This window comes from Methylobacterium sp. J-092, assembly GCF_022829325.1.
In the GTDB taxonomy this organism is placed as follows: domain Bacteria; phylum Pseudomonadota; class Alphaproteobacteria; order Rhizobiales; family Beijerinckiaceae; genus Methylobacterium.
On sequence record NZ_JAKSXU010000082.1, the window covers coordinates 38,705 to 59,747 of the forward strand.

Genomic DNA, 21,043 nt, shown 5'->3' on the forward strand with positions numbered 1-21,043 from the left:
GAGCCGGCATCCACCTCGCTTGAAGACGCCCTAGAACCGCGGCTCGAACCTGAGATCGAGCGCCGCCCGGCGTTGCGCGCGCGGCACGCGGGTGGCGCCCGCATGCTCGATCCGCAGCGCGATCAGGGTGGCGAGCACGAACAGCAGCGCCTCCGCCAGGAAGACGGCGGCGTAGGCGTGGACGGCTTCCGGGGTGACGAGGCGGGCGAGGTCGACCGCGACGGTGCCGAGGAAGCCGCCGGCGCCGAAGGCCACGCCCTGCGCCGCGCCCCACACGCCCATGCGCGTGCCGCGCTCGGCCTCGCCGCCGGCGCCCGCGAGCCCCATCATCGAGCCGATCGCGGCGACCGCGAAGACGCCGTTGAACAGGCCGAGGCCGAAGACCACGGCGCGTAAGGGAAACTCCGGCCCGACGAGGCCGCCGGCCGCGATCCCGACGAGCATCGCGCCGGAGCCGGCGCAGCCCAAGGCCGTCCAGAGCTTGAGCGAGCCGAGCCAGGGTCCGCCGACGCCCATGGTGAGACCCGCGACCAGCAGCATCCCGGCGAGCACGCCGCCGTGCTGGAGGCCGGCGAGCTTGGTGGTGGTGCCCGGCGTCATCGCGAAGACGAGGCCGGCGAACGGCTCGAGGATCAGCTCCTGGGCGCTGTAGGCCAGCATCGCCACGAAGATGAACACGGTGAAGCGGCGCGAGGCCGGCTCGGACCAGACCTTGGCGAGCACCGCCCGGAACGGCGCCTTCGCAGAGCCGGCGGTCTCCGATCGCACCGGCGCGACGGTTGGCTCGACCCCGCGCACGGCCAGGCACGCGAGGACGAACGCCGCGAGCGAGACGGTGCCGGAGACCGCGACCAGGCGCGCGCCGGAGAACGGATCGAGGAAGTGCCCGGCCAGCGGCGCCGTGACCGCGAAGCCGGCGATCATCATCACCCAGACGATGGTGGCAGCGGCACCCCGGCGCCGATCCTCGACGCCGGTGGCGAGCAGGACGAGGAGCGAGGTTCCCGCCGCGCCCGCGCCGATGCCGACGGAGAAGAAGGCGAGGATCGCGAGCGAAAGGCCGGCGGCGAGGTTCGTCTCGGCGAGCGCCGTCGCCGCCGCGGCGAGGAAGCCGCCGAGCGCCAGGGCGGCCATGCCGCCGACGATCCACGGCGTGCGGCGGCCGCCGACATCCGAGCCGTAGCCCCAGCGCGGACGCAGCACCTGCACCGCGTAGTGCAAAGCGACCAGCGCGCCCGGGACGATGGCGGGCAGCGCCAGCTCCACCACCATCACCCGGTTGATGGTCGAGGTCATCAGCACGACGACGGAGCCCAGCGCGGTATGGACGAGGCCGAGACGGACGATCTGCGCCCAAGAGAACGAAGATGTGAATGACGATGAGGCGGGCGCGGCCATCACGGGGCTCCCACGAGCGGGCGGAGCGCGAAGGCGGAAACCAGCATGCCGAGCACGTAGAGGGTGGTGCCGGTGCCGTTGTACCAGGCGGCCTTCGCCCGCGGCGCGGCGAGCAGCCGGCGCATCAGCGCGATCTGCCCGACGAGCAGCAGCGCAACGATCGCGGCGTGCCACCCCCGGCTCCAGCCGTAGAGGAACGCGATCACGGCCACCTGCGGCACGGTCATCACGAGGCAGGCGAAGCGGGCGGCCCCGGGGATGCCGAGCTGGACCGGCAGCGAGCGGATGCCGGTGAGGGTGTCGCCCTCCACCGACTTGAAGTCGTTCAAGGTCATGATCCCGTGGGCGCCGATCGAGTACAGCGCCGCGACGATCAGGACGCGGCGGTCGGGCACGGTGGCGGCCATCACGGCGGCGCCGGTGAACCACGGCAGTCCCTCGTAGCAGATCGCCACGGCGGAATTGCCCCACCAACCGTTGCTCTTCAGGCGCATCGGCGGCGCGCTGTAGAGCCATGCCAGGACGAGGCCGAAGATCGCCGCGCCGAGGATCCAGGGCCCGAGCGCGGCGGCGACGAGGAGCGAAAGCCCGGTCCAGGCCCCGGCGACGTAGAGCCCCCAGCGGCCGGGCATGCGGCCGGACGGGATCGGGCGGTTCGGCTCGTTGATCGCGTCGACGTGGCGATCGTACCAGTCGTTGACCGCCTGGCTGGTGGCGCAGACCAGCGGCCCGGCGAGCACGACGCCGGCCATGATCACCGGCCATTGCCCGTGGGTGGATTGCCCCGACGAGACCACGCCGCAGGCGAAGGCCCACATCGGCGCGAACCACGTGATCGGCTTGAGCAGTTCGACGAGTGCGCTGGGAGCCGGTGTCGCCATGGTGCGAGGCTAGGATCTCGCCCTACGAAGTGTCAAGCAGAGATGACACGACAGATGATCGAAATCTTGGACACACGAAGGTAAAACTAGTGCCTAGCTGAAACCAAGCGGGCGAGGTCGAATGCCGACTGACGGTCCATTCACGATCGTTCCGGCGGCGGACGTCGCGATTCGCGGGTGCAGGCAGGCCGAGCGGATCGCGCTCAGGCGTCGGGATAGTCGGGCCCGTCGAGATCGCCGATGCCGTAGCGGCGCAACTTCGCGTAGAGGCCCTGGCGACTGAGCCCGAGCATCTCGGCGGCCGAGGCCCGGTTGTCGCGGGTGATCCGCAGGGCCGCCTCGATACAGAGACGCTCGATCAGGTCGGTGGTCTCGCGCACGAGGTTCTTCATCGAGACGCGGCCGACCAGCTCGGTCATCTGCTCGACCGAGCGCGGCAGCTCGTGCCCGCCCGACACCGCCGTCGCGACCGCACGGCGCGGCGTGCCGCGAATGGTGAAGCCGAGGCAGGGCGGGCGGGCGTTCGGCACGGCGACGGCGGCGATCTCGACCTCCTCGACGGATCCGAGAAGGCCGCGCAGGCCGGTGGCGAAGTGGCGGACCGAGCCGTGCTCGGCCAGCGTCGCGAACAGGGTCGCGGCCTCGGTCTCCTCGCGGCCGATCCAGCGGTCGATCAGCTCGCCGCGCGCCTGCTCCACGGTCGCGACCTGGGCGAGGTCGAGGAAGGCCCCGTTGGCGGTGAGGATCCGCCGCGACAGGTCGGTGACGACGAACCCTTCGGGAATGCCCTCGATGACGTCGAGGAGCGGGCCGCGCCGCTCGGGCGACGCGGCGTCGCCGATCGCGGAATCGGTCAGCCGCAGCAGCGCGCTCGCCGAGCTGCCTTGCCGGAACAGCGATGCCGAGATCCGCGCCTGCCCGCGGCTTCCGGCGAGCCGGGTCTCGAGATCCTCGGCCTTACCGGTGGCGCGCAGGCCGGAGAACAGCAGCTCGATCTCGCGCCCGCTCGCCGCCTCGAACAGCTCGACCACGTCCAGCCCGAGGATCCGCTTCTCGGTGCGCCCGAGGAGCCGGACCGCGGCGGGGTTGACCTCGGTGACCCGGCGCGTGGCCGCGTCGACCACGAGCACCGGCTCGCTGCCGAGCTGGAACAGCATGCGGTAGCGGGTCTCGGCGCCGCGCAGGCGGAGATAGTCGCGCTCCAGCGCCTGCTGCGTCTCGACGAGCTTGCGCTGGAGCGAGGCCATGGCGAGCAGGTTGCGGCCGATCGCGATGATCGAGCCGTCCGTGCCGAGGCGCATCGCGGCGTAGCGGATCGGCAGGTCGTCGCCGGAGACGGACGGGTGGTTGACCTGCCGCCAGCGCGTCACCCCGTCCGGCGCGGCGTCGCGCAGCAGCGCATCGATCTTCGGGCGGCTCTCGACGGTGACGGTGTCGATCCAGCGCCGGCCGAGCCACGTGTCGCAGCCCTGGCCCGCGAGGTCCGGGGCGGCGAAGGCCGCGTCGCGGATGATGCCGTCGGCATCCACCACCAGGGACAGGTCGGTCGCGGCCGCGACGAGAAGGCCCGCCGCCTCTCCCCCGAGGGCCGACAGGGTCTTGCTCAGGGCTGCGGAGGGGTTCTGCGCAGCGTGGGTGGCCAAGCTGGTCAAGTCTCACCGCTTCGTGAAGTCGTCGATCGGGTCTTTCAGCAGGCTCCCGCCCTGAGATCAAGCATGAACTCGGCGGCGGCCACAGCACGACGCGCATCCGTGGCCGTGGCATCAGCACCCACGCGCTCGATATGCCCCGGATTGTCGACGAAGATCGGGCCGCCGACGAGGATGCGCACGCCGGGATTGAACGAGACCCGGCGCAGCTCGTGGACGGTCTTGGTCAGGGTCGGCAGAAGCACCTCGCAGCCGAGCGACAGGCCGATCACATCGAACCAGGCGGTCCGTGCCTGGTTCAGGATCTCGCCCACCGGCGCGAGCGCCGTGCTCGTGACGTCCCAGCCCGCGTCGCGAAAGAACTGCTCGATCATCGACAGCCCGAACATGTGGGTCTCGCCGGGACAAAGGCTCAGGAGGATGCTGTGCCCGTCCCGGTGCCCTCCTGTTTCGCCGCCGTAGCGGCGCGCGAGGTCGTGCATGATCCGCTGCAGGCGGCCCATCGCGATCGTCAGCTCGGCGAAGTCGCAGAGGTCCTCCTCCCAGAGCACGCCGAGGTGCCGCGCGGTCGGCGCCAGGAGGTCGAGGAGCAGGCTGTCGAGGGCGAGGCCGTCGTCGACGAGCGCGGCGATGCGCGCCTCCACCACCTCGCCGGCCGGCGCCAGCACGAGGGAGGCGAAGGCCTCGATGTCCTCGGCGGTCGGCTTTCTCGGCCCCGGGCCGCGCGTCGACGCCTCCATCCGGTGTGCGAGCATCAGGCGGGGGATGATCTCGGCCTCGACCACGCGGGAGAGGTGACCGTGCCAGCGATCGGACAATTGCTGCCGGCGCGGCGGCGCCTGCTGGTCGATCTCGCAGGCTGACGCCATCTCGCGAGCGAGCGCTAGGATGGCGTTTCGCCCCTCGGAGCGCCTCAAGTCATCCATTGGCCAACTCCAATGTCGCTGACGGCTTAATTGTATTCAAAATATAGCTTGGCCGGGGTTAGGATTCCCCGCGCCGTCGCCCTCTCCGGGACGACTTGACCTAGACGATACGCTTTCGAGGCGGCTTGGCAATGGTCGAATCGAATAAGAATGCTTCCACGTCATTGTCATACGGTTTTGACGTAAAGCGAGATTGACACTTTTTGGCACGGTTTCTAGGCTTCCCCCAAGCCGCCCTCCCGAGAGGCGGCCCGCCGCAGCAGGGATGGGGTGAGGCTATGGGTCCCAGCGACCGGACGGCACGACCACCACTCTACACGTCGGCCGAGCGCGCCCGGCGCGACGCGACCCGCTGGACCCTGGTCCAGGGCCTTCTGGCCCCGCTTCAATTCCTCGTGTTCCTCGTCAGCCTGGGGCTGGTCCTGCGGACGCTGTCCACCGGGGAGGGCGAGGCCGCGGCCAACCTCTCGGTGCTGGCCAAGACCTTCCTGCTCTACGCGATCATGGTCACCGGCTCGATCTGGGAGAAGGCGGTGTTCGGGCGATACCTGTTCGCCCCGGCCTTCTACTGGGAAGACGTGGTCAGCATGCTCGTGCTGGCCCTGCACACCGCCTATCTCGGCGCCCTCGGCTTCGGGCTCCTCGGCACGGCCGGCCTCATGTGGCTCGCGCTCGCGGCCTACGCCTCCTACGCGGTCAACGCGACGCAATTCCTGCTGAAGCTGCGGGCGGCGCGGCTGCAGGCGCCACGGCGTCCGCGCCCCGTCGCCGGCACCGCGATGGTGGCGCGATGAACGCGCCCTTCCTCCCGCCGAGGACCGTCGCAGCCACCGCCGAACCCGGCTGCGGCGACGTGGCGATCCGGCAGGAGCGTGGCCAGCGCGCGGTGTTCTGCGGGCTGACCGGCATCGTCTGGCTGCACCGCAAGATCCAGGACGCGTTCTTCCTCGTCGTCGGCTCGCGCACCTGCGCCCACCTGATCCAGTCGGCCGCCGGGGTGATGATCTTCGCCGAGCCGCGCTTCGCCACCGCGATCATCGACGAGCGGGACCTCGCCGGCATCGCCGACATGAACGAGGAGCTCGACCGGGTGGTGCGCCGCCTGATCGAGCGCCGCCCCGACATCCGGCTGCTGTTCCTGGTCGGCTCGTGCCCCTCCGAGGTGATCAAGCTCGATCTCGGCCGCGCGGCGCAGCGGCTCTCGACCACCTTCTCGCCGGACGTGCGGGTGCTGAGCTATTCCGGCAGCGGCATCGAGACCACGTTCACGCAGGGCGAGGATGCCTGCCTCGCGGCCCTGGTGCCCGAGATGCCGCGGGAAGCGCCCGACGCCGCCCCGTCGCTGCTGGTGGCGGGCGCGCTCGCCGACGTGGTCGAAGACCAGTTCCTTCGGCTGTTCTCCGAGCTCGGCATCGCGAACGTCGCGTTCCTGCCGGCGCGCCGGGCCGGCGCGCTGCCGGCCGTCGGCCCGAACACGACGTTCCTGCTGGCGCAGCCGTTCCTGACCGACACCGCCAAAGCCCTGGAGGCCCGCGGCGCCAAGCGCCTGTCGGCCCCGTTCCCGCTCGGCGTGGAGGGCACGACGCGCTGGCTCAGGGCCGCGGCCGACGCGTGGGGGGTGCCTGAGGGCCGCTTCGAGGCGGCGACCGCGCCGGGCCGGGCCCGCGCCGCCCGCGCGCTCGATCACCACCGCGAGACGCTTGCCGGCAAGTGGGTGTTCTTCTTCCCCGATTCGCAGCTCGAGGTGCCGCTCGCCCGGTTCCTGTCGCGGGAATTGGGCATGGGCCTGTGCGAGGTCGGGACGCCCTACCTGCACCGCGGGCACCTCGCGGAAGACCTCGCCCTGCTGCCCGACGGCACGGACATCGTCGAGGGCCAGAGCCTCGACGCGCAGATGGACCGGGCCCGGGCCGAGAGGCCCGACCTGACGGTCTGCGGCCTCGGCCTCGCCAACCCGCTGGAGGCGGAAGGGCTCGCGACCAAGTGGTCGATCGAGTTGCTGTTCACGCCGATCCAGGGCTACGACCAAGCCGGCGACCTCGCCGAGCTGTTCGCCCGCCCGCTCGTCCGCCGCACCCGGCTGGAGGTCTGAGGCGATGCAGCTCACCCTCTGGACCTACGAAGGACCGCCGCATATCGGCGCCATGCGCATCGCCACCGCGATGGAGGGGCTGCACTACGTGCTGCACGCGCCGCAGGGCGACACCTACGCCGACCTGCTGTTCACGATGATCGAGCGGCGCGACGCCCGCCCGCCGGTCACCTACACCACCTTCCAGGCCCGCGACCTCGGCTCCGACACCGCCGAGATCTTCAAGGACGCGGCCGCCGCCGCCTACGAGCGCTTCCGGCCGCAGGCGATGATCGTCGGCGCCTCGTGCACGGCGGAGCTGATCCAGGACGATCCGGGCGGCCTCGCCAAGGCGCTGAACCTGCCGATCCCGGTGATCGCGCTGGAGCTGCCGGCCTACCAGAAGAAGGAGAACTGGGGCGCGTCGGAGACCTTCTACCGGCTGGTCCGCGGGCTTTCCGGCTCGCCGTCCCCGGAGCCGAAGCCGGAGGGCCGGCGTCCGTCCTGCAACATCCTCGGGCCGACGGCGCTGGGCTTCCGCCATCGCGACGACCTCGCCGAGATCACCGGACTGCTCGGGCGGCTCGGCATCGCCGTCAACGTCGTGGCGCCGATGGGCGCAAGCCCGGCCGACCTCGGCCGCCTGAAGGACGCCGACTTCAACGTCGTGCTCTACCCGGAGGTGGCGCGCGCGGCCGCGCAGTATCTGCAGAAGACCTTCGGCCAGCCGATGGTCGAGACGGTGCCGATCGGCGTCGGCGCGACGATCCGCTTCGTCGAGGAGGTCGCGGCGCTGGCCGGAATCGACCCGGCGCCGGTGCTCGCCGGGGCGCCGTCGCGCGCGCCCTGGTATTCGCGCTCGGTCGACTCGACCTACCTCACCGGCAAGCGCGTCTTCATCTTCGGCGACGCCACCCACGCGATCGCCGCCGCCCGCGTCGCGAAGGCCGAGCTCGGCTTCCGGGTCGTCGGCCTCGGCACCTACGGCCGCGAGTTCGCCCGCGAGGTCCGAGCGGAGGCCACGCTCCACGGCATCGAGGCGCTGATCTCCGACGACTACCTCGACGTCGAGGCGGCGATCCAGGCGGCCGGCCCCGAGCTGGTGCTCGGCACGCAGATGGAGCGTCACATCGCCAAGCGGCTCGGGTTGCCCTGCGCGGTGATCTCGGCGCCGGTCCACGTCCAGGACTTCCCGGCGCGCTACTCGCCGCAGATGGGCTTCGAGGGCGCCAACGTCCTGTTCGACACCTGGGTCCACCCGCTGATGATGGGCCTGGAGGAGCACCTGCTCGGGATGTTCCGCGAGGACCCCGAGTTCAACGACCGCGCCCCGTCCCATCTCGGCGGCAAGGCCCCCGCCGGGGCGCCCGCGCCCGCCCCGCCGGTTCCCGAGCCCGTCACCTCGGTGACGCTCGCCGGCCCGACCGCTCCGACCTGGGCCGTGGAGGCCGAGAAGGAGCTGCGGAAGATCCCGTTCTTCGTCCGAGGAAAAGCCCGCACCAACACGGAAACCTTCGCCAGGGAGCGGGCGCTGCCGCTCATCACCGTCGAGACCTTGTACGATGCCAAAGCGCATTTCGGTCGCTGAACGGCCCGAGCTCCGCATCGTCGTCGTGACGATGGACAACCACATGGCGAGCGCCCTCGAGCGCGCCCGCCTCCGGCTGCGCAGCGAGATGCCCGGCCTCGTCCTCGACTTCCACGCCGCCGCCGAGTGGGACACCGCGCCCGCGAGCCTGTCCGCCTGCAAGGCCGACATCGCCCGGGCCGACATCGTGCTCGCGACGATGCTGTTCATGGACGAGCACGTCCGCGCCGTGCTGCCGGCGCTGCTGGCCCGTCGCCCGCACTGCGACGCGATGATCGGCTGCCTCTCGGCCGGCGAGGTGGTGAAGACCACCCGCCTCAACCGGTTCGACATGGACGGCACCAAGCGCGGCGCCCTCGACTTCCTGAAGAAGCTGCGCGGCAAGCCGGGCGCCCAGGGCAACGGCGCCCGCCAGATGGCGATGATCCGCAAGCTGCCGAAGATCCTGCGCTTCATCCCCGGCTCGGCGCAGGACGTGCGCGCCTACTTCCTCACCCTGCAATACTGGCTCTCGGGCTCGGACGAGAACATCGCCAACCTCGTGCGCTTCCTGGTCGGGCGCTACGCCGCCGGCCCGCGCCTCGCCTGGCGCGAGATCGCGGCCGCACCCGCGCCGCTGAGCTATCCCGAGACCGGCCTCTACCACCCGCGCATGAAGGGCCGCATCGGCGAGTCGCTCGCCGCGCTCCCCATGCCCAAGGGGCCTTCGAGCGGCCCTGCGAAGGGTCGGGTCGGCCTGCTGGTGATGCGCTCCTACGTGCTGGCCGGGAACACCGCCCATTACGACGGCGTGATCGCGGCGCTCGAAGGCCGCGGCCTCGCGGTGGTGCCGGCCTTCGCCTCGGGCCTCGACAACCGCCCGGCGGTGGACGCCTTCTTCCGCCGCGACGGCCGGCCGGCCATCGACGCGCTGGTCTCGCTCACCGGGTTCTCGCTGGTCGGCGGGCCCGCGTACAACGACGCCGCGGCGGCCGAGACGGCGCTCGCCGACCTCGACGTGCCCTACCTCGCCGCCCACGCGCTGGAGTTCCAGACCCTGGAGCAGTGGGAGGGCTCCGACCGCGGCCTCTCGCCGGTCGAGGCCACGATGATGGTCGCGATCCCCGAGCTCGACGGCGCCACCGCGCCGATGGTGTTCGGCGGCCGCTCCGGCGCGTCGATGGGCGAGAACGCCCGCGACATGCGCGTTCACCCGGAGCGCGCCGACATGCTCGCCGCCCGCATCGAGCGCCTCGTCGCCCTGCGGTCGACCGCGCGGGCCGCGCGCAAGGTGGCGATCGTGCTGTTCGGCTTCCCGCCGAACGCCGGCTCGATCGGCACGGCGGCGTTCCTGTCGGTGTACCAGTCGCTGCACAACACCCTGACGGCGATGAAGGCGGACGGCTACGACGTCGCGGTGCCCGACACGGTCGACGACCTGCGCAACGCGGTGCTCGCCGGCAACTCGGCCCGCTACGGCACGCCCGCCAACGTCCATCACCGCATCCCCGCCGAGGAGCACGTCCGGCGCGAGCGGCACCTGTCCGAGATCGAGGCGCAGTGGGGGCCCGCGCCGGGGCGCCAGAACAGCAACGGTTCGGCCCTCTTCGTCCTCGGCGCGCAGTTCGGCAACGTCTTCGTCGGCGTGCAGCCCGGCTTCGGCTACGAGGGCGACCCGATGCGCCTGCTGTTCGAGCGCGGCTTCGCGCCGACCCACGCCTTCTCGGCCTTCTACCGCTACCTGCGCGACGACTTCCGCGCCGACGCGGTGCTGCATTTCGGCACCCACGGCGCGCTCGAATTCATGCCCGGCAAGCAGACCGGCCTGTCCGAATCGTGCTGGCCGGAGCGGCTGATCGGGCCGCTGCCGAACGTCTACCTCTACGCCGCCAACAACCCCTCCGAGGGGATGATCGCCAAGCGCCGCTCGGCCGCGACCCTGGTCAGCTACCTGACCCCGAGCCTCGCCCAGGCCGGGCTGTACCGCGGGCTGATCGACCTCAAGGCCTCGATCGAGCGCTGGCGCGCCCTGGAGCCCGAGGCGGAAGCCGAGCGGCGCGACCTCGGCCTGCTCGTCCAGGCCCAGGCCGCCGCCCTCGACCTCGCGCCGGCCGAGCCGGCCTGGGACGACCTCGCCGCCCGCATCCAGGCGCTGGGCCAGGCGGTGCACGAGCTGGAGCACACCCTGATCCCGCACGGGATGCACGTGGTGGGGCAGGGCACGCCGCCCGAGGAGCGGGTCGACCTGCTGCTGGCATTGGCCGAAGCCTCCGCCGGCCTCGTGCCGGAGCGGGCCGGGATCGCGGCGCTCGTGGCGGGCGAGGGGGTCGACGCGGCGCTCGCCGCCGCGGGCCTGCCCCTCGACGAGACCCACCGCGCTGCCTTCCGGTCGCTGGCCGAGACCGACGCGCTGCTCGCCCGCGACCACGAGGTCGCCGGCCTGCTCAAGGCGCTGGACGGGCGCTTCATCGCGCCGGTGGCCGGCGGCGACCTGCTGCGCAACCCGGCCGTGCTGCCGACGGGACGCAACCTGCACGGTTTCGATCCCTACCGCCTGCCCTCGGCCTTCGCGGTCGCCGACGGCGCGCGGCAGGTCGCCCGGATCCTCGCCCGTCACCGCGACGAGGGCGCGGCGCTGCCCGAGAGCGTCGCCCTGGTGCTGTGGGGGACCGACAACCTCAAGAGCGAGGGCGGCCCGATCGCCCAGGCCCTGGCGCTCATCGGCGCGGCGCCGCGCTTCGACGGCTACGGCCGGCTCTGCGGCGCGACCCTGATCCCGCTGGAGACGCTCGGCCGCCCGCGCATCGACGTGGTCGTCACCCTCTCCGGCATCTTTCGCGACCTGCTGCCGCTCCAGACGAAGCTCCTCGCCGAGGCCTCGTACCTCGCCGCCACCGCCGACGAGCCGGTGGAGTGCAACTTCGTCCGCAAGCACGCCCTCGCGCATCAGGCCGAGCACAGCATCGACCTCGAGACCGCGGCGCTGCGGGTGTTCTCGAACGCCGAGGGCACCTACGGCGCCAACGTCAACGGGCTGGTCGAGTCCGGCCGCTGGGAGGACGAGGACGAGATCGCCGAGACCTTCTCGCGCCGCAAGAGCTTCGCCTACGGCCGCACCGGCCAGCCGGCACCGCAGCGCGCGCTGATGCGCAGCGTGCTGGCCAAGGTCGACCTCGCCTACCAGAACCTCGATTCGGTCGAGGTCGGGGTGACGAGCGTCGACCACTACTTCGACGGGCTCGGCGGCATGGGCCGGGCGGTGGCCGAGGCCCGCGGCGCCGCGGTGCCGATCTTCATCAGCGACCAGACCCGCGGCGAGGGCACCGTGCGCTCGCTTTCCGAGCAGGTCTCGCTCGAGACCCGCACCCGCATGCTCAACCCGAAATGGACCGAGGGTATGCTCGGCCACGGCTACGAGGGCGTCCGCCAGATCGAGGCGCACCTCACCAACACCATGGGCTGGTCGGCCACGAGCGACGGCGTCGCGCCCTGGATCTACCAGCGCATCACCGAGACCTACGTCCTCGACCCCGCCATGCGCGAGCGCATGGCCGCCCTCAACCCCACCGCCTCGGCCAAGGTCGCGCACCGGCTGATCGAGGCGCACCAGCGCGGCTTTTGGACTCCCGATGCGGCGACGCGCGACGCGCTCGCCCGCGCCGAGGAGGAGCTCGAGGACCGTCTCGAAGGCATCACCGCGGAGGTTGCGGCATGAACATCGCGATTCGAAACCCCGTCGCCGCCCGCCGCGAGCCGGAAGGCAGCGTCCAGGTCTCGCTGGACGTCGCCATCGGCACGACGGCGAAGGTCTTCGCCGTCTACGGCAAGGGCGGCATCGGCAAGTCGACGACCTCGTCGAACCTGTCGGTCGCCTTCTCGAAGCTCGGCAAGCGGGTGCTGCAGATCGGCTGCGACCCGAAGCACGACTCGACCTTCACCCTCACCAAGCGCCTGGCGCCCACCGTGATCGATGCGCTGGAGGCGGTGCAGTTCCACTCCGAGGAGCTGCGCGTCGAGGACTTCGTCGCCGAGGGCTACAACGGCGTGATGTGCGTCGAGGCCGGCGGGCCGCCGGCCGGCACAGGCTGCGGCGGCTACGTCGTCGGCCAGACGGTGAAGCTCCTCAAGGAGCATCACCTCTTGGAGGACACCGACGTGGTGATCTTCGACGTGCTCGGCGACGTGGTCTGCGGCGGCTTTGCCTCGCCGCTCCAGCACGCCGAACAGGCGCTGGTCGTCACCGCCAACGACTTCGACTCGATCTTCGCGATGAACCGCATCGTCGCCGCGATCCACGCCAAGGCGAAGAACTACCCCGTGCGGCTCGGCGGCGTCATCGCCAACCGCTCGGCCAAGACCGACGAGATCGACCGCTTCAACGCCGCCGTCGGCCTGGAGCGCATCGCCCACTTCCCCGACCTCGACGTCGTGCGGCGCTCGCGCCTGAAGAAGTCGACCCTGTTCGAGATGGACGAGACGCCGGAGCTGGAGGCCGTGAAGGCCGAGTACATGCGGCTGGCCGCCTACCTCTACGCCGGCGGAAAGCCGCTCTCCGCGATCCCGATGAAGGACCGCGACCTCTTCGAGTTCCTGGGATTTGATTGAGGGGTCTCGTGATGACCAGCGCATCCTACGCCGAGCGCCGCTCGCAGCTCACCACCTACTTCGACCGCACCGCGGTCGAGGCCTGGGCGCGGCTCACCTCCGACGCACCGGTCTCGAAGATCCGCGCGACGGTGCGGGCGGGTCGCGACACGATGCGGGCTCAGCTTCTGTCCTGGCTGCCCGACGACCTGACCGGCCGGCGCATCCTCGATGCCGGCTGCGGCACTGGGGCGCTCAGCCTGGAGGCCGCGCGCCGCGGCGCCGAGGTCGTCGCCATCGACGTGTCGGCGACGCTGGTCGGCCTCGCGGCCGAGCGCGCCGGGCCGATCGCGGGCGGCGGGTCGATCGACTTCCGGGTCGGCGACATGCTCGATCCGAGCCTCGGCCGCTTCGACCACGTCGTGGCGATGGATTCGCTGATCCATTACGGCGCCGCCGACATCGCCCGGGCGCTCGCTGCGCTCGGCGCGCGCACGGACGGGTCGGTGGTATTCACGGTGGCGCCCCGCACCGCCCTGCTCACCGCGATGCACGCCGCCGGCACGCTGTTCCCGAGGGCCGACCGGGCGCCGGCGATCGTGCCGATCACGCTGGGCGCGCTGGCCAAGCGGATCGGCCGGGAGCCGGCACTGGCCGAGTTCGCGCTGACGCGCACGCAGCGCGTCAACAGCGGCTTCTACCTCTCGAACGCGATCGAGCTGGCGCGGGGCCGCCGATGAAGCTCGGCCTCCGCCTGATCCGGCACGTCGCGGCCCTCGGGCCGTCGATCCTCCCCTTCGCCGACGCGGCGACGAAGGAGCTGCCGCTCGGGCGGCTGATGCGGCTGTCGCTGTTCCAGGTCACCGTCGGCATGGCCGCGGTGCTGCTGATCGGCACGCTCAACCGCGTCATGATCGTCGAGCTGGAGGTGCCGGCCTGGGTCGTCGCGCTGATGCTGTCCCTGCCGCTGATCTTCGCCCCCTTGCGGGCGCTGATCGGCTTCCGCTCGGACACGCACCGGTCGGTGCTCGGCTGGCGCCGCGTCCCCTACATCTGGTTCGGCACGCTGCTGCAGTTCGGCGGGCTCGCCATCATGCCGTTCGCGCTGCTGCTGCTGTCGGGCGACACCACCGGCCCGATGTGGGCCGGGCAGGTCGCCGCCGCGCTCGCCTTCGTCCTGGTCGGCGCCGGCCTCCACACCACGCAGACGGTGGGGCTCGCCCTCGCCACCGACCTCGCACCGGCCCATGCAAGGCCCAAGGTCGTCGCGCTGCTCTGCGTCATGCTGCTCGTCGGGATGATGGTCAGCGCGGTCGCCTTCGGCCTGCTGCTCGCCGACTTCTCGAAGGTGCGGCTGATCCAGGTAATCCAGGGCACGGCCCTCGTCACCATCGTGCTCAACGGGCTGGCCCTGTGGAAGCAGGAGGCGCGCGACCCCGACCGCGCCCGCGACGCGGCGCAGCCGAGCTTCTCCGAATCCTGGGCGGCCTATGCGGGGCAGGGGCTGGCGCGGCGCCGCCTCGTCGCCACCGGGCTCGGCACCGCCGCCTTCTCGATGCAGGACATCCTGCTGGAACCCTATGGCGGGCAGATCCTGCACCTCTCGGTCGGCGCGACCACGGCGCTGACCGCGATGCTGGCGGCCGGCGGCGGCCTCGGGCTGCTGGCGGCGGCGCGCTGGCTCAACCGGGGCGGCGACCCGTTCCGGGTGGCGGCGGCGGGTGCCGTGATCGGCATCCTTGCCTTTTCCTGCGTCGTGTTCGCGGCCCCGCTCGGCTCGACGCAGGTCTTCGCGGCCGGCGTCAGCCTGATCGGCTGCGGCGGCGGCCTGTTCGCCCACGGCACGCTCACCGCCTCCATGGCGAAGGCCGGGCCGGAGGATACCGGGCTCGCGCTCGGCGCCTGGGGCGCGGTCCAGGCGTCGGCGGCTGGCCTCGCCATCGCCGGCAGCGGCATCGTGCGGGACGTCGGCTCGGCGCTCGCCGTCTCGGGGGCGCTCGGCGAGGGCATGAGCGATCCCTCGATCGGCTACCTCGTCGTCTACCACATCGAGATCGCGCTGCTGTTCGCGACGCTGGTCGCGATCGGCCCGCTGGTCCGGGACCGCAGCCAGCAAGCGGCGGCGCGGGGCAGGCCCCGCGTCGCCCTGTCCACCTCCTCCACCTGAAGCTCGGGAGATCGCCATGCCACCAGGAGCACTGCCCACGGGAGCACTCACCGGCTACGTCGACGTCGCGCAGATCGTCCTGTACGCCTTCTTCCTGTTCTTCTTCGGCCTGGTCTTCTGGCTCCGGCGCGAGGACCGGCGCGAGGGCTATCCCCTCGAGGCCGAGGTGACGGGCACCCTCAAGCGCCCCGACCCGATCCTGATCCCGACGCCGAAGCTGTTCCACCTCGCCGACGGCAAGATCAAGCAGGCGCCGCAGGCCGACACCAGGCCCGACCGCAACTACCTCGGCAGCAAGCGCGAGCCCTGGCCGGGCGCCCCGCTGGAGCCGACCGGCGCCGACCCGATGTTCGCCCATGTCGGCCCCGGCTCCTGGGTCAGCCGCGACGACGCGTTCGATCACACCTTCGACGGCCAGAAGCGGATCGTCCCCTTGCGCGTCGCGACGCATTTCATGGTCCACGAGGACGGCCCCAACCCGATCGGCATGAGCGTGTTCGGCGCCGACAGCCAGATCGCCGGAACGGTGTCCGACATCTGGGTCGACCGCGGCGAAAGCTTCGCCCGCTACTACGAGGTCGATCTCGGCGCCGGCGGACGCCGCGTGCTGATGCCGGTCACCTTCTGCCGAACGGGGCGGTTCTCGCGCACCGTGAAGACCGAGGCGCTGCTCGCCCGGCAGTTCTCGGACATCCCGCCCCACGCCGACCCCGACGCGGTGACCCTCCTCGAGGAGGAGAAGATCATCGCCTATTTCGGCGCCGGCACCCTGTACGCCACGCCCCAGCGCGCGGAGACCCTGCTATGAGCGGCCGCCGGACCCACGATACGCCCTCGGACGACACCGTCCGCGACGACCGGATCCCCGAGGGCCTGCCCGAGGCGCTGCCGCCGGGCGAGCACATCCTGTGGCAGGGCCGGCCGGCCGCCTTCGGCATGGCCGCCCGCCCGATGCACGGCGGGTTCGTGGTGCTGTGGTTCGGCGTGCTGGCCGCCTGGACCATCCTGCCGGCGGCCCTCGACGGCGCGGTGCTGGCGGGCCTCGAGGCCTCGTGGCCGACCTTCGCCGCCTGCGCCGCCGCGCTGGCCGTCGTCGGCGGCCTCGGCTGGCTCGCCTCCTGGACCACGACCTACACCATCACCAACCGCCGCGTGGTGATGCGGATCGGCATCGCGCTGCCGGTCACCTTCAACCTGCCGCTGGCGCAGGTGGAGGATGCCGCCCTGCACAGCTTCGCCGACGGCACCGGCGACCTGCCGCTCCGGCTGAGCGCCGGCACCCGCGTCGCCTACCTGCACCTGTGGCCGCATGCCCGCCCCTGGCGCGTGACCGAGCCGCAGCCGATGCTCCGCTCCGTCCCGAACGCAGGCGAGGTGGCCGCCATCCTCGCCCGGGCGATCGTCGCGGCGCGGGCGCCCGAGGAAGAGTCCGCGCTGCCGGTGCTCGTCGCCCGCCCGCAGAACGCGGCGCGCAAGCCGCGCCTCGTCGCCGTCGGAGCGCGCTGACCGGCCCGAGCCTCCGCGGAGCCGCGAGGACGAGACATCACCCCGCCCGTCCCGGCCGAACCGCCGGGGCGGGCGTTCGCTTCTCGAAAAAAGTCGTTCGCGAACAGCATCTTGACGGTTCTCTCGAAAAACCCGCCCGAAAAATCCAGAACGAGGATTGTCAAGCGTGCTTGACACCGGTTAACGTGAAGCCAAGGAAACGGCGACGCGGCTGGACACCGAGCGGTGCCGCCCCGACGACCGGTCCAGGCAGACGGTGAGGGAAGCCGATGGGTGAGGTGGCGGAGGGCGGACCGATCCCGGCGCTCGCACTGATCGGAGCCGGGGCGCTCCTCGGCTTCACCATGCTGGCGGTGGTGGTCGGGCGCACCGAGCGGATCGGCCTCAGCGGAAACCCCGGCGGGAATCCCGTCGCCTCCGTCGCCCTGCGCGTGCTGGACCGCCCGGACGGGTCGATCCGGATCGAGGACGCCGCCGATGCGCGGCTGATCGAGACCATCGAGCCCGGCCAGGACAACTTCGTCCGCGCGACCCTGCGCAGCTTCGGCCAGTCCCGCCTGCGCGCCGGCCTGACCCCGGCGGAGCCGTTCCGCCTGACCCGCTACGACGACGGCTCGCTCGCCCTGATCGACGAGACCACGGGGCGCAGCGTCAACATGGGCGCCTTCGGTCCGACCAACGCGCTCGCCTTCGCCAAGCTCCTACCCGGCAACGCCCTTCCCGACGTGAGCGTCCCGCGATGATCGGATTTCTGAACGGCCGCCGCACGGTCGAGGTGCCCTGCACCGTCGAGATCGAGCAGACCCCCGAGAGCCTGCACGCCCATGTCAGCCTCGACGCCGACTTCGAGATCGAGCCCGGCGACGAGGTGCAGGTCCACGACGCGCCGACCTCGGTGCCCTACGGCGAGCGCCTCGTCGTCCGCCGCACCGCGACGGTGACGCGGGCCGGCCGGATCGAGCGGCTCTGGACCAAGCTCGCCGGCCATCTCGAGCTGACCGAGCTCTACGAAGTCAGCTTCAGCGAGAGGAGGAAGCTTTGAACGCTCCCGTCAGGCATCCGCTGCCCACCCGCCCGGTCAACGAATCGACCAAGTCCGCGCAGGAGACGACCTTCCTCAGCCCGCGCTTCTACACCACCGATTTCGCGGAGCTCGACCGCACGAACGTCGAGCCGGTCCGGGCCGAGTGGGACGTGCTGATCGAGGAGCTGCGCTCCGACCCGAACAAGCGCCACTTCACCCGCAACGCCGACTTCGACTGCGACCTGTCGCAGATGGAGCCCGAACTCCGGAAGGAGTTCCTCGACTTCCTGGTCTCGTCGATCACCGCCGAGTTCTCGGGCTGCGTCCTCTACGCCGAGATGCGCAAGCGCGCCAAGAACAAGGACATCAAGGAGCTGTTCGGCTTCATGAGCCGCGACGAGGCGCGCCACGCCGGCTTCATCAACGACACGCTGAAGGATTTCGGCATCGGCGTCGATCTGGGCTTCTTGACGAAGTCGAAGAAGTACACGTTCTTCCGCCCGAAGTTCATCTTCTACGCGACCTACCTGTCCGAGAAGATCGGCTACGCGCGCTACATCACCATCTTCCGCGAGCTGGAGAAGCACCCCGAGCGGCGCATCCACCCGATCTTCAAGTGGTTCGAGAAGTGGTGCAACGACGAGTTCCGCCACGGCGAGGCCTTCGCGCTGCTGATGCGCGCCAACCCGAAGCTGACGCAGGGGCTGAACCGCTACTGGATCAAGTTCTTCCTGCTGGCGGTGTTCGCGACGATGTACGTCCGCGACCATTGCCGGCCGGCCTTCCACGCCGCCCTCGGGGTCGACCCGTCCGAGTACGACTTCACGGTCTTCCGCATCACCTCCGAGATCTCGAAGCAGACCTTCCCGCTGACGCTCGACCTCGACAACCCGAAGTTCAAGCAGCGGCTCGACACCCTGCTCGACTGCTCGGTGAAGATCGCCGAGGCGCGGGCGCAGGGCGGCCTCCTCGGCATAGGGAAGCGCGGCGTGCAGGTGGCGCGGGCCGCGGTCACCTTCGGCAGGCTCTACCTGTTGCCGACCCTCGACAACGCGATGCCCGCCGACATCCGCCTCGAGCCGGTGTGGTAGCGGGCCGGCGATGTCGCCCTACGCCGTCCCGGCCCTCTATGCGGTGGCGATCTGGTGGTTCTCCACGGGGGTGATCATCCTGCTCGACCATCTGCCGCGCCGCACCTTCCCGTGGAGCATGGCCGCCGGCACCGCGGTGCTGCTGGCGGCGCTCTACGCGATCGGCACGAGCGCCGGCGATGCCACGGAGACGGGGGCCTACACCGCCTTCACCGGCGCGCTGCTGGTCTGGGGCTGGCAGGAGATGAGCTACTACATGGGCTTCGTCACCGGCCCGCGGCCGGAAGCCTGCCGGCCCGGCGCGCGGGGCTACGAACGCTTCCGGGCCGCGGTGGCGACGAGCCTGTGGCACGAATTCGCCATCGTTCTCGGCGCGCTGGCGATCCTGGCGCTCACCTGGAACACCCCGCAAAGATTGGCCCTGTGGACCTACTGCGTGCTGTGGGGGATGAACCTCAGCGCCCGGCTCAACCTGTTCCTCGGGGTGCGCAACCTCAACGCCGAGTTCCTGCCCGACCATCTGGCCTATCTCGGCTGCTACCTGACGAAGCGGCCGATGAACCTGCTGTTCCCGGTGTCGGTCAGCGTCGCCACCGTGATCGTCGTGCTGCTCGGCCAGGCGGCGCTCGCCGAGCCGATCACGCCGCACGCGATGGTCGGCTTCACCATCCTTACCACGCTGATGGGCCTGGCGACCCTCGAGCACTGGTTCCTGATGCTGCCGCTGCCTGCGGCCGCCCTCTGGAACTGGAGCCTCCCGCCGAAGGTCGCGGCCTCCGCCGCGGCCGTCCCGACAAAGGTGAAGCTCGCGGCCTCCGCCGCGGCCGGACCGACACAGGGGCCGGCCGAGCCGGCCCGGCGCGACGCAGCCTGACGCGGGAGAACCCGCGCGATCGAAACGAGGACGGGGAGACGAGCGATGGATTACGATGCGTTCTTCGGCGCCGAGCTTCAGAACCTGCACCGGGAGGGGCGCTACCGCGTCTTCACCGATCTCGAACGTCAGGCCGGGCGCTTCCCGCACGCGACCCATCACAGCCCCGAAGGCGAGAAGCCCGTCACGGTCTGGTGCTCGAACGACTATCTCGGGATGGGCCAGCACCCGGACGTGCTCGCCGCCATGCACGCGGCGCTCGACCGCTGCGGCGCGGGCGCAGGCGGCACCCGCAACATCTCCGGCACCAACCACTACCACGTGCTGCTGGAGCGCGAGCTCGCCGACCTTCACGGCAAGGAGGCGGCCCTGCTGTTCACCTCCGGCTACGTCTCGAACTGGGCGGCGCTCGGCACCCTCGGCGCCAAGCTGCCCGGCTGCGTCATCCTCTCGGACTCCGAGAACCACGCCTCGATGATCGAGGGCATCCGGGCCTCGCGCGCCGAGCGCCAGATCTTCCGCCACAACGACCCGGAGGACCTCGACCGCAAGCTGCGGATGATCGAGCCCGGCAGGCCGAAGCTCGTGGCCTTCGAATCGGTCTACTCGATGGACGGCGACATCGCGCCGATCGACGAGATCTGCGACGTGGCCGAGGCGCACGGCGCGCTCACCTACCTCGACGAGGTCCACGCCGTCGGCCTCTACGGCGCGCGCGGCGGCGGCATCTCGGAGCGGATGGGGCTGGCCCACCGCCTCGACGTGATCGAGGGCACGCTGGGCAAGGCCTTCGCGGTGCATGGCGGCTACATCACCGCGAGCGAGACGCTGTGCGACTTCGTCCGCAGCTTCGCCTCGGGCTTCATCTTCACCACCTCGCTGCCGCCGGCGGTGGCGGCGGGCGCGGCCGCCAGCATCCGCCACCTCAAGCGGAGCAACGTCGAGCGCGCACGGCACCAGGAGCGGGTGCAGCGGGTGCGCGAGCGCCTGGACGCCGCCGGCATCCCCACCCTGCCCAACGACAGCCACATCGTCCCGGTGATGGTCTGCGATCCGGTGCTGTGCAAGGCGATCTCCGACACCCTGCTCGACGAGTTCGGCCTCTACGTGCAGCCGATCAACTACCCGACCGGCGCCCGCGGCACCGAGCGCCTGCGCATCCCCCCGTCGCCCCTGCACACGGACGCCGACATCGACCAACTCGTCGGGGGGCTGGCCGCCGGCTGGGGTCGGGTAGGGCTGGAGCGGTGGCCGGGCCGTGGGACGCGTTGGTGCGGGCGCGGGGGGTGCTAGGCCGCGAGCGGG

Annotated in this window: 18 protein-coding genes; 14 read left to right on the top strand and 4 right to left on the bottom strand. The window is 71.4% G+C overall.

The window, feature by feature from the left end; translation table 11 throughout:
• Window positions 1-30: 30 nt before the first annotated feature.
• The 4 genes from MKK60_RS09725 to MKK60_RS09740 all read right to left on the bottom strand — a co-directional run bounded on the left by MKK60_RS09725 (window position 31) and on the right by MKK60_RS09740 (window position 4,854).
• Entirely contained in the window at window positions 31-1,398 is a 1,368-nt protein-coding gene (locus MKK60_RS09725; RefSeq protein ID WP_243985362.1) for a BCD family MFS transporter, read from the bottom strand.
• On the bottom strand, window positions 1,398-2,279 hold the full coding sequence (gene chlG / locus MKK60_RS09730) for a chlorophyll synthase ChlG (RefSeq protein WP_147728498.1): 882 nt from the start codon (window positions 2,277-2,279) through the stop codon (window positions 1,398-1,400). Before chlG ends, MKK60_RS09725 begins: the two co-directional genes overlap by 1 nt.
• A 203-nt stretch (window positions 2,280-2,482) precedes the next feature.
• Complete coding sequence (gene ppsR, locus MKK60_RS09735; protein ID WP_243985363.1) at window positions 2,483-3,931, bottom strand: transcriptional regulator PpsR; 1,449 nt, start codon at window positions 3,929-3,931, stop codon at window positions 2,483-2,485.
• 35 nt (window positions 3,932-3,966) lie between these two features.
• The gene (locus MKK60_RS09740) at window positions 3,967-4,854 is read right to left on the bottom strand and encodes a B12-binding domain-containing protein (protein WP_243933281.1); all 888 of its coding nucleotides are present in this window, start codon (window positions 4,852-4,854) and stop codon (window positions 3,967-3,969) included.
• Window positions 4,855-5,132: 278 nt separating this feature from the next.
• Here MKK60_RS09740 and bchF point away from each other — a divergent pair, with 278 nt between their 5' ends.
• The 14 genes from bchF to hemA all read left to right on the top strand — a co-directional run bounded on the left by bchF (window position 5,133) and on the right by hemA (window position 21,031).
• Window positions 5,133-5,648: a 2-vinyl bacteriochlorophyllide hydratase gene (bchF, locus tag MKK60_RS09745; protein WP_147841440.1), complete on the top strand. Its 516-nt coding sequence runs from the start codon at window positions 5,133-5,135 to the stop codon at window positions 5,646-5,648.
• Window positions 5,645-6,946 (top strand): ferredoxin:protochlorophyllide reductase (ATP-dependent) subunit N, encoded by a 1,302-nt coding sequence (locus MKK60_RS09750; protein WP_243985364.1) that lies wholly within the window; start codon window positions 5,645-5,647, stop codon window positions 6,944-6,946. The genes bchF and MKK60_RS09750 overlap by 4 nt, the downstream gene beginning before the upstream one ends.
• Window positions 6,947-6,950: 4 nt before the next feature.
• Complete coding sequence (gene bchB, locus MKK60_RS09755) at window positions 6,951-8,513, top strand: ferredoxin:protochlorophyllide reductase (ATP-dependent) subunit B (protein WP_243985365.1); 1,563 nt, start codon at window positions 6,951-6,953, stop codon at window positions 8,511-8,513.
• Complete coding sequence (locus MKK60_RS09760) at window positions 8,488-12,207, top strand: magnesium chelatase subunit H (RefSeq protein ID WP_243985373.1); 3,720 nt, start codon at window positions 8,488-8,490, stop codon at window positions 12,205-12,207. The genes bchB and MKK60_RS09760 overlap by 26 nt, the downstream gene beginning before the upstream one ends.
• Window positions 12,204-13,097 carry a ferredoxin:protochlorophyllide reductase (ATP-dependent) iron-sulfur ATP-binding protein gene (gene bchL, locus MKK60_RS09765; protein ID WP_147727570.1) on the top strand — a complete coding sequence of 298 codons (894 nt, stop codon included), beginning with the start codon at window positions 12,204-12,206 and terminating at the stop codon, window positions 13,095-13,097. Before MKK60_RS09760 ends, bchL begins: the two co-directional genes overlap by 4 nt.
• A gap of 11 nt (window positions 13,098-13,108) precedes the next feature.
• Window positions 13,109-13,816, top strand: a complete 708-nt coding sequence (bchM, locus tag MKK60_RS09770; protein WP_147727571.1) for a magnesium protoporphyrin IX methyltransferase — start codon at window positions 13,109-13,111, stop codon at window positions 13,814-13,816.
• Window positions 13,813-15,243, top strand: a complete 1,431-nt coding sequence (locus tag MKK60_RS09775) for a BCD family MFS transporter (RefSeq protein WP_243985375.1) — start codon at window positions 13,813-13,815, stop codon at window positions 15,241-15,243. The genes bchM and MKK60_RS09775 overlap by 4 nt, the downstream gene beginning before the upstream one ends.
• 31 nt (window positions 15,244-15,274) lie before the next feature.
• A complete protein-coding gene (puhA, locus tag MKK60_RS09780) occupies window positions 15,275-16,051 on the top strand; it encodes a photosynthetic reaction center subunit H (protein ID WP_147728032.1) in 777 nt (258 codons plus the stop codon).
• Window positions 16,048-16,749, top strand: a complete 702-nt coding sequence (puhB, locus tag MKK60_RS09785) for a photosynthetic complex putative assembly protein PuhB (protein WP_243933291.1) — start codon at window positions 16,048-16,050, stop codon at window positions 16,747-16,749. Before puhA ends, puhB begins: the two co-directional genes overlap by 4 nt.
• 269 nt (window positions 16,750-17,018) lie before the next feature.
• Complete coding sequence (puhC, locus tag MKK60_RS09790; RefSeq protein WP_147728029.1) at window positions 17,019-17,492, top strand: photosynthetic complex assembly protein PuhC; 474 nt, start codon at window positions 17,019-17,021, stop codon at window positions 17,490-17,492.
• Window positions 17,489-17,791, top strand: coding sequence for a hypothetical protein (locus MKK60_RS09795; RefSeq protein WP_187273562.1), 303 nt, complete (start codon window positions 17,489-17,491; stop codon window positions 17,789-17,791). The genes puhC and MKK60_RS09795 overlap by 4 nt, the downstream gene beginning before the upstream one ends.
• A 20-nt stretch (window positions 17,792-17,811) precedes the next feature.
• Window positions 17,812-18,864: a magnesium-protoporphyrin IX monomethyl ester (oxidative) cyclase gene (acsF, locus tag MKK60_RS09800; RefSeq protein ID WP_243985391.1), complete on the top strand. Its 1,053-nt coding sequence runs from the start codon at window positions 17,812-17,814 to the stop codon at window positions 18,862-18,864.
• A gap of 10 nt (window positions 18,865-18,874) precedes the next feature.
• The gene (gene puhE, locus MKK60_RS09805) at window positions 18,875-19,738 is read left to right on the top strand and encodes a putative photosynthetic complex assembly protein PuhE (RefSeq protein WP_243985383.1); all 864 of its coding nucleotides are present in this window, start codon (window positions 18,875-18,877) and stop codon (window positions 19,736-19,738) included.
• 45 nt (window positions 19,739-19,783) lie between these two features.
• Window positions 19,784-21,031, top strand: a complete 1,248-nt coding sequence (gene hemA / locus MKK60_RS09810) for a 5-aminolevulinate synthase (RefSeq protein WP_243985385.1) — start codon at window positions 19,784-19,786, stop codon at window positions 21,029-21,031.
• Window positions 21,032-21,043 lie beyond the last annotated feature (12 nt).

Coding starts and splice junctions, on each gene's coding strand:
- MKK60_RS09725 (WP_243985362.1), bottom strand. CDS start 1,398: ATGGCCGCGCCCGCCTCATCGTCATTCACATCTTCGTTCTCTTGGGCG.
- chlG (WP_147728498.1), bottom strand. CDS start 2,279: ATGGCGACACCGGCTCCCAGCGCACTCGTCGAACTGCTCAAGCCGATC.
- MKK60_RS09740 (WP_243933281.1), bottom strand. CDS start 4,854: ATGGATGACTTGAGGCGCTCCGAGGGGCGAAACGCCATCCTAGCGCTC.
- bchF (WP_147841440.1), top strand. CDS start 5,133: ATGGGTCCCAGCGACCGGACGGCACGACCACCACTCTACACGTCGGCC.
- MKK60_RS09750 (WP_243985364.1), top strand. CDS start 5,645: ATGAACGCGCCCTTCCTCCCGCCGAGGACCGTCGCAGCCACCGCCGAA.
- bchB (WP_243985365.1), top strand. CDS start 6,951: ATGCAGCTCACCCTCTGGACCTACGAAGGACCGCCGCATATCGGCGCC.
- MKK60_RS09760 (WP_243985373.1), top strand. CDS start 8,488: ATGCCAAAGCGCATTTCGGTCGCTGAACGGCCCGAGCTCCGCATCGTC.
- bchL (WP_147727570.1), top strand. CDS start 12,204: ATGAACATCGCGATTCGAAACCCCGTCGCCGCCCGCCGCGAGCCGGAA.
- bchM (WP_147727571.1), top strand. CDS start 13,109: ATGACCAGCGCATCCTACGCCGAGCGCCGCTCGCAGCTCACCACCTAC.
- MKK60_RS09775 (WP_243985375.1), top strand. CDS start 13,813: ATGAAGCTCGGCCTCCGCCTGATCCGGCACGTCGCGGCCCTCGGGCCG.
- puhB (WP_243933291.1), top strand. CDS start 16,048: ATGAGCGGCCGCCGGACCCACGATACGCCCTCGGACGACACCGTCCGC.
- puhC (WP_147728029.1), top strand. CDS start 17,019: ATGGGTGAGGTGGCGGAGGGCGGACCGATCCCGGCGCTCGCACTGATC.
- MKK60_RS09795 (WP_187273562.1), top strand. CDS start 17,489: ATGATCGGATTTCTGAACGGCCGCCGCACGGTCGAGGTGCCCTGCACC.
- puhE (WP_243985383.1), top strand. CDS start 18,875: ATGTCGCCCTACGCCGTCCCGGCCCTCTATGCGGTGGCGATCTGGTGG.
- hemA (WP_243985385.1), top strand. CDS start 19,784: ATGGATTACGATGCGTTCTTCGGCGCCGAGCTTCAGAACCTGCACCGG.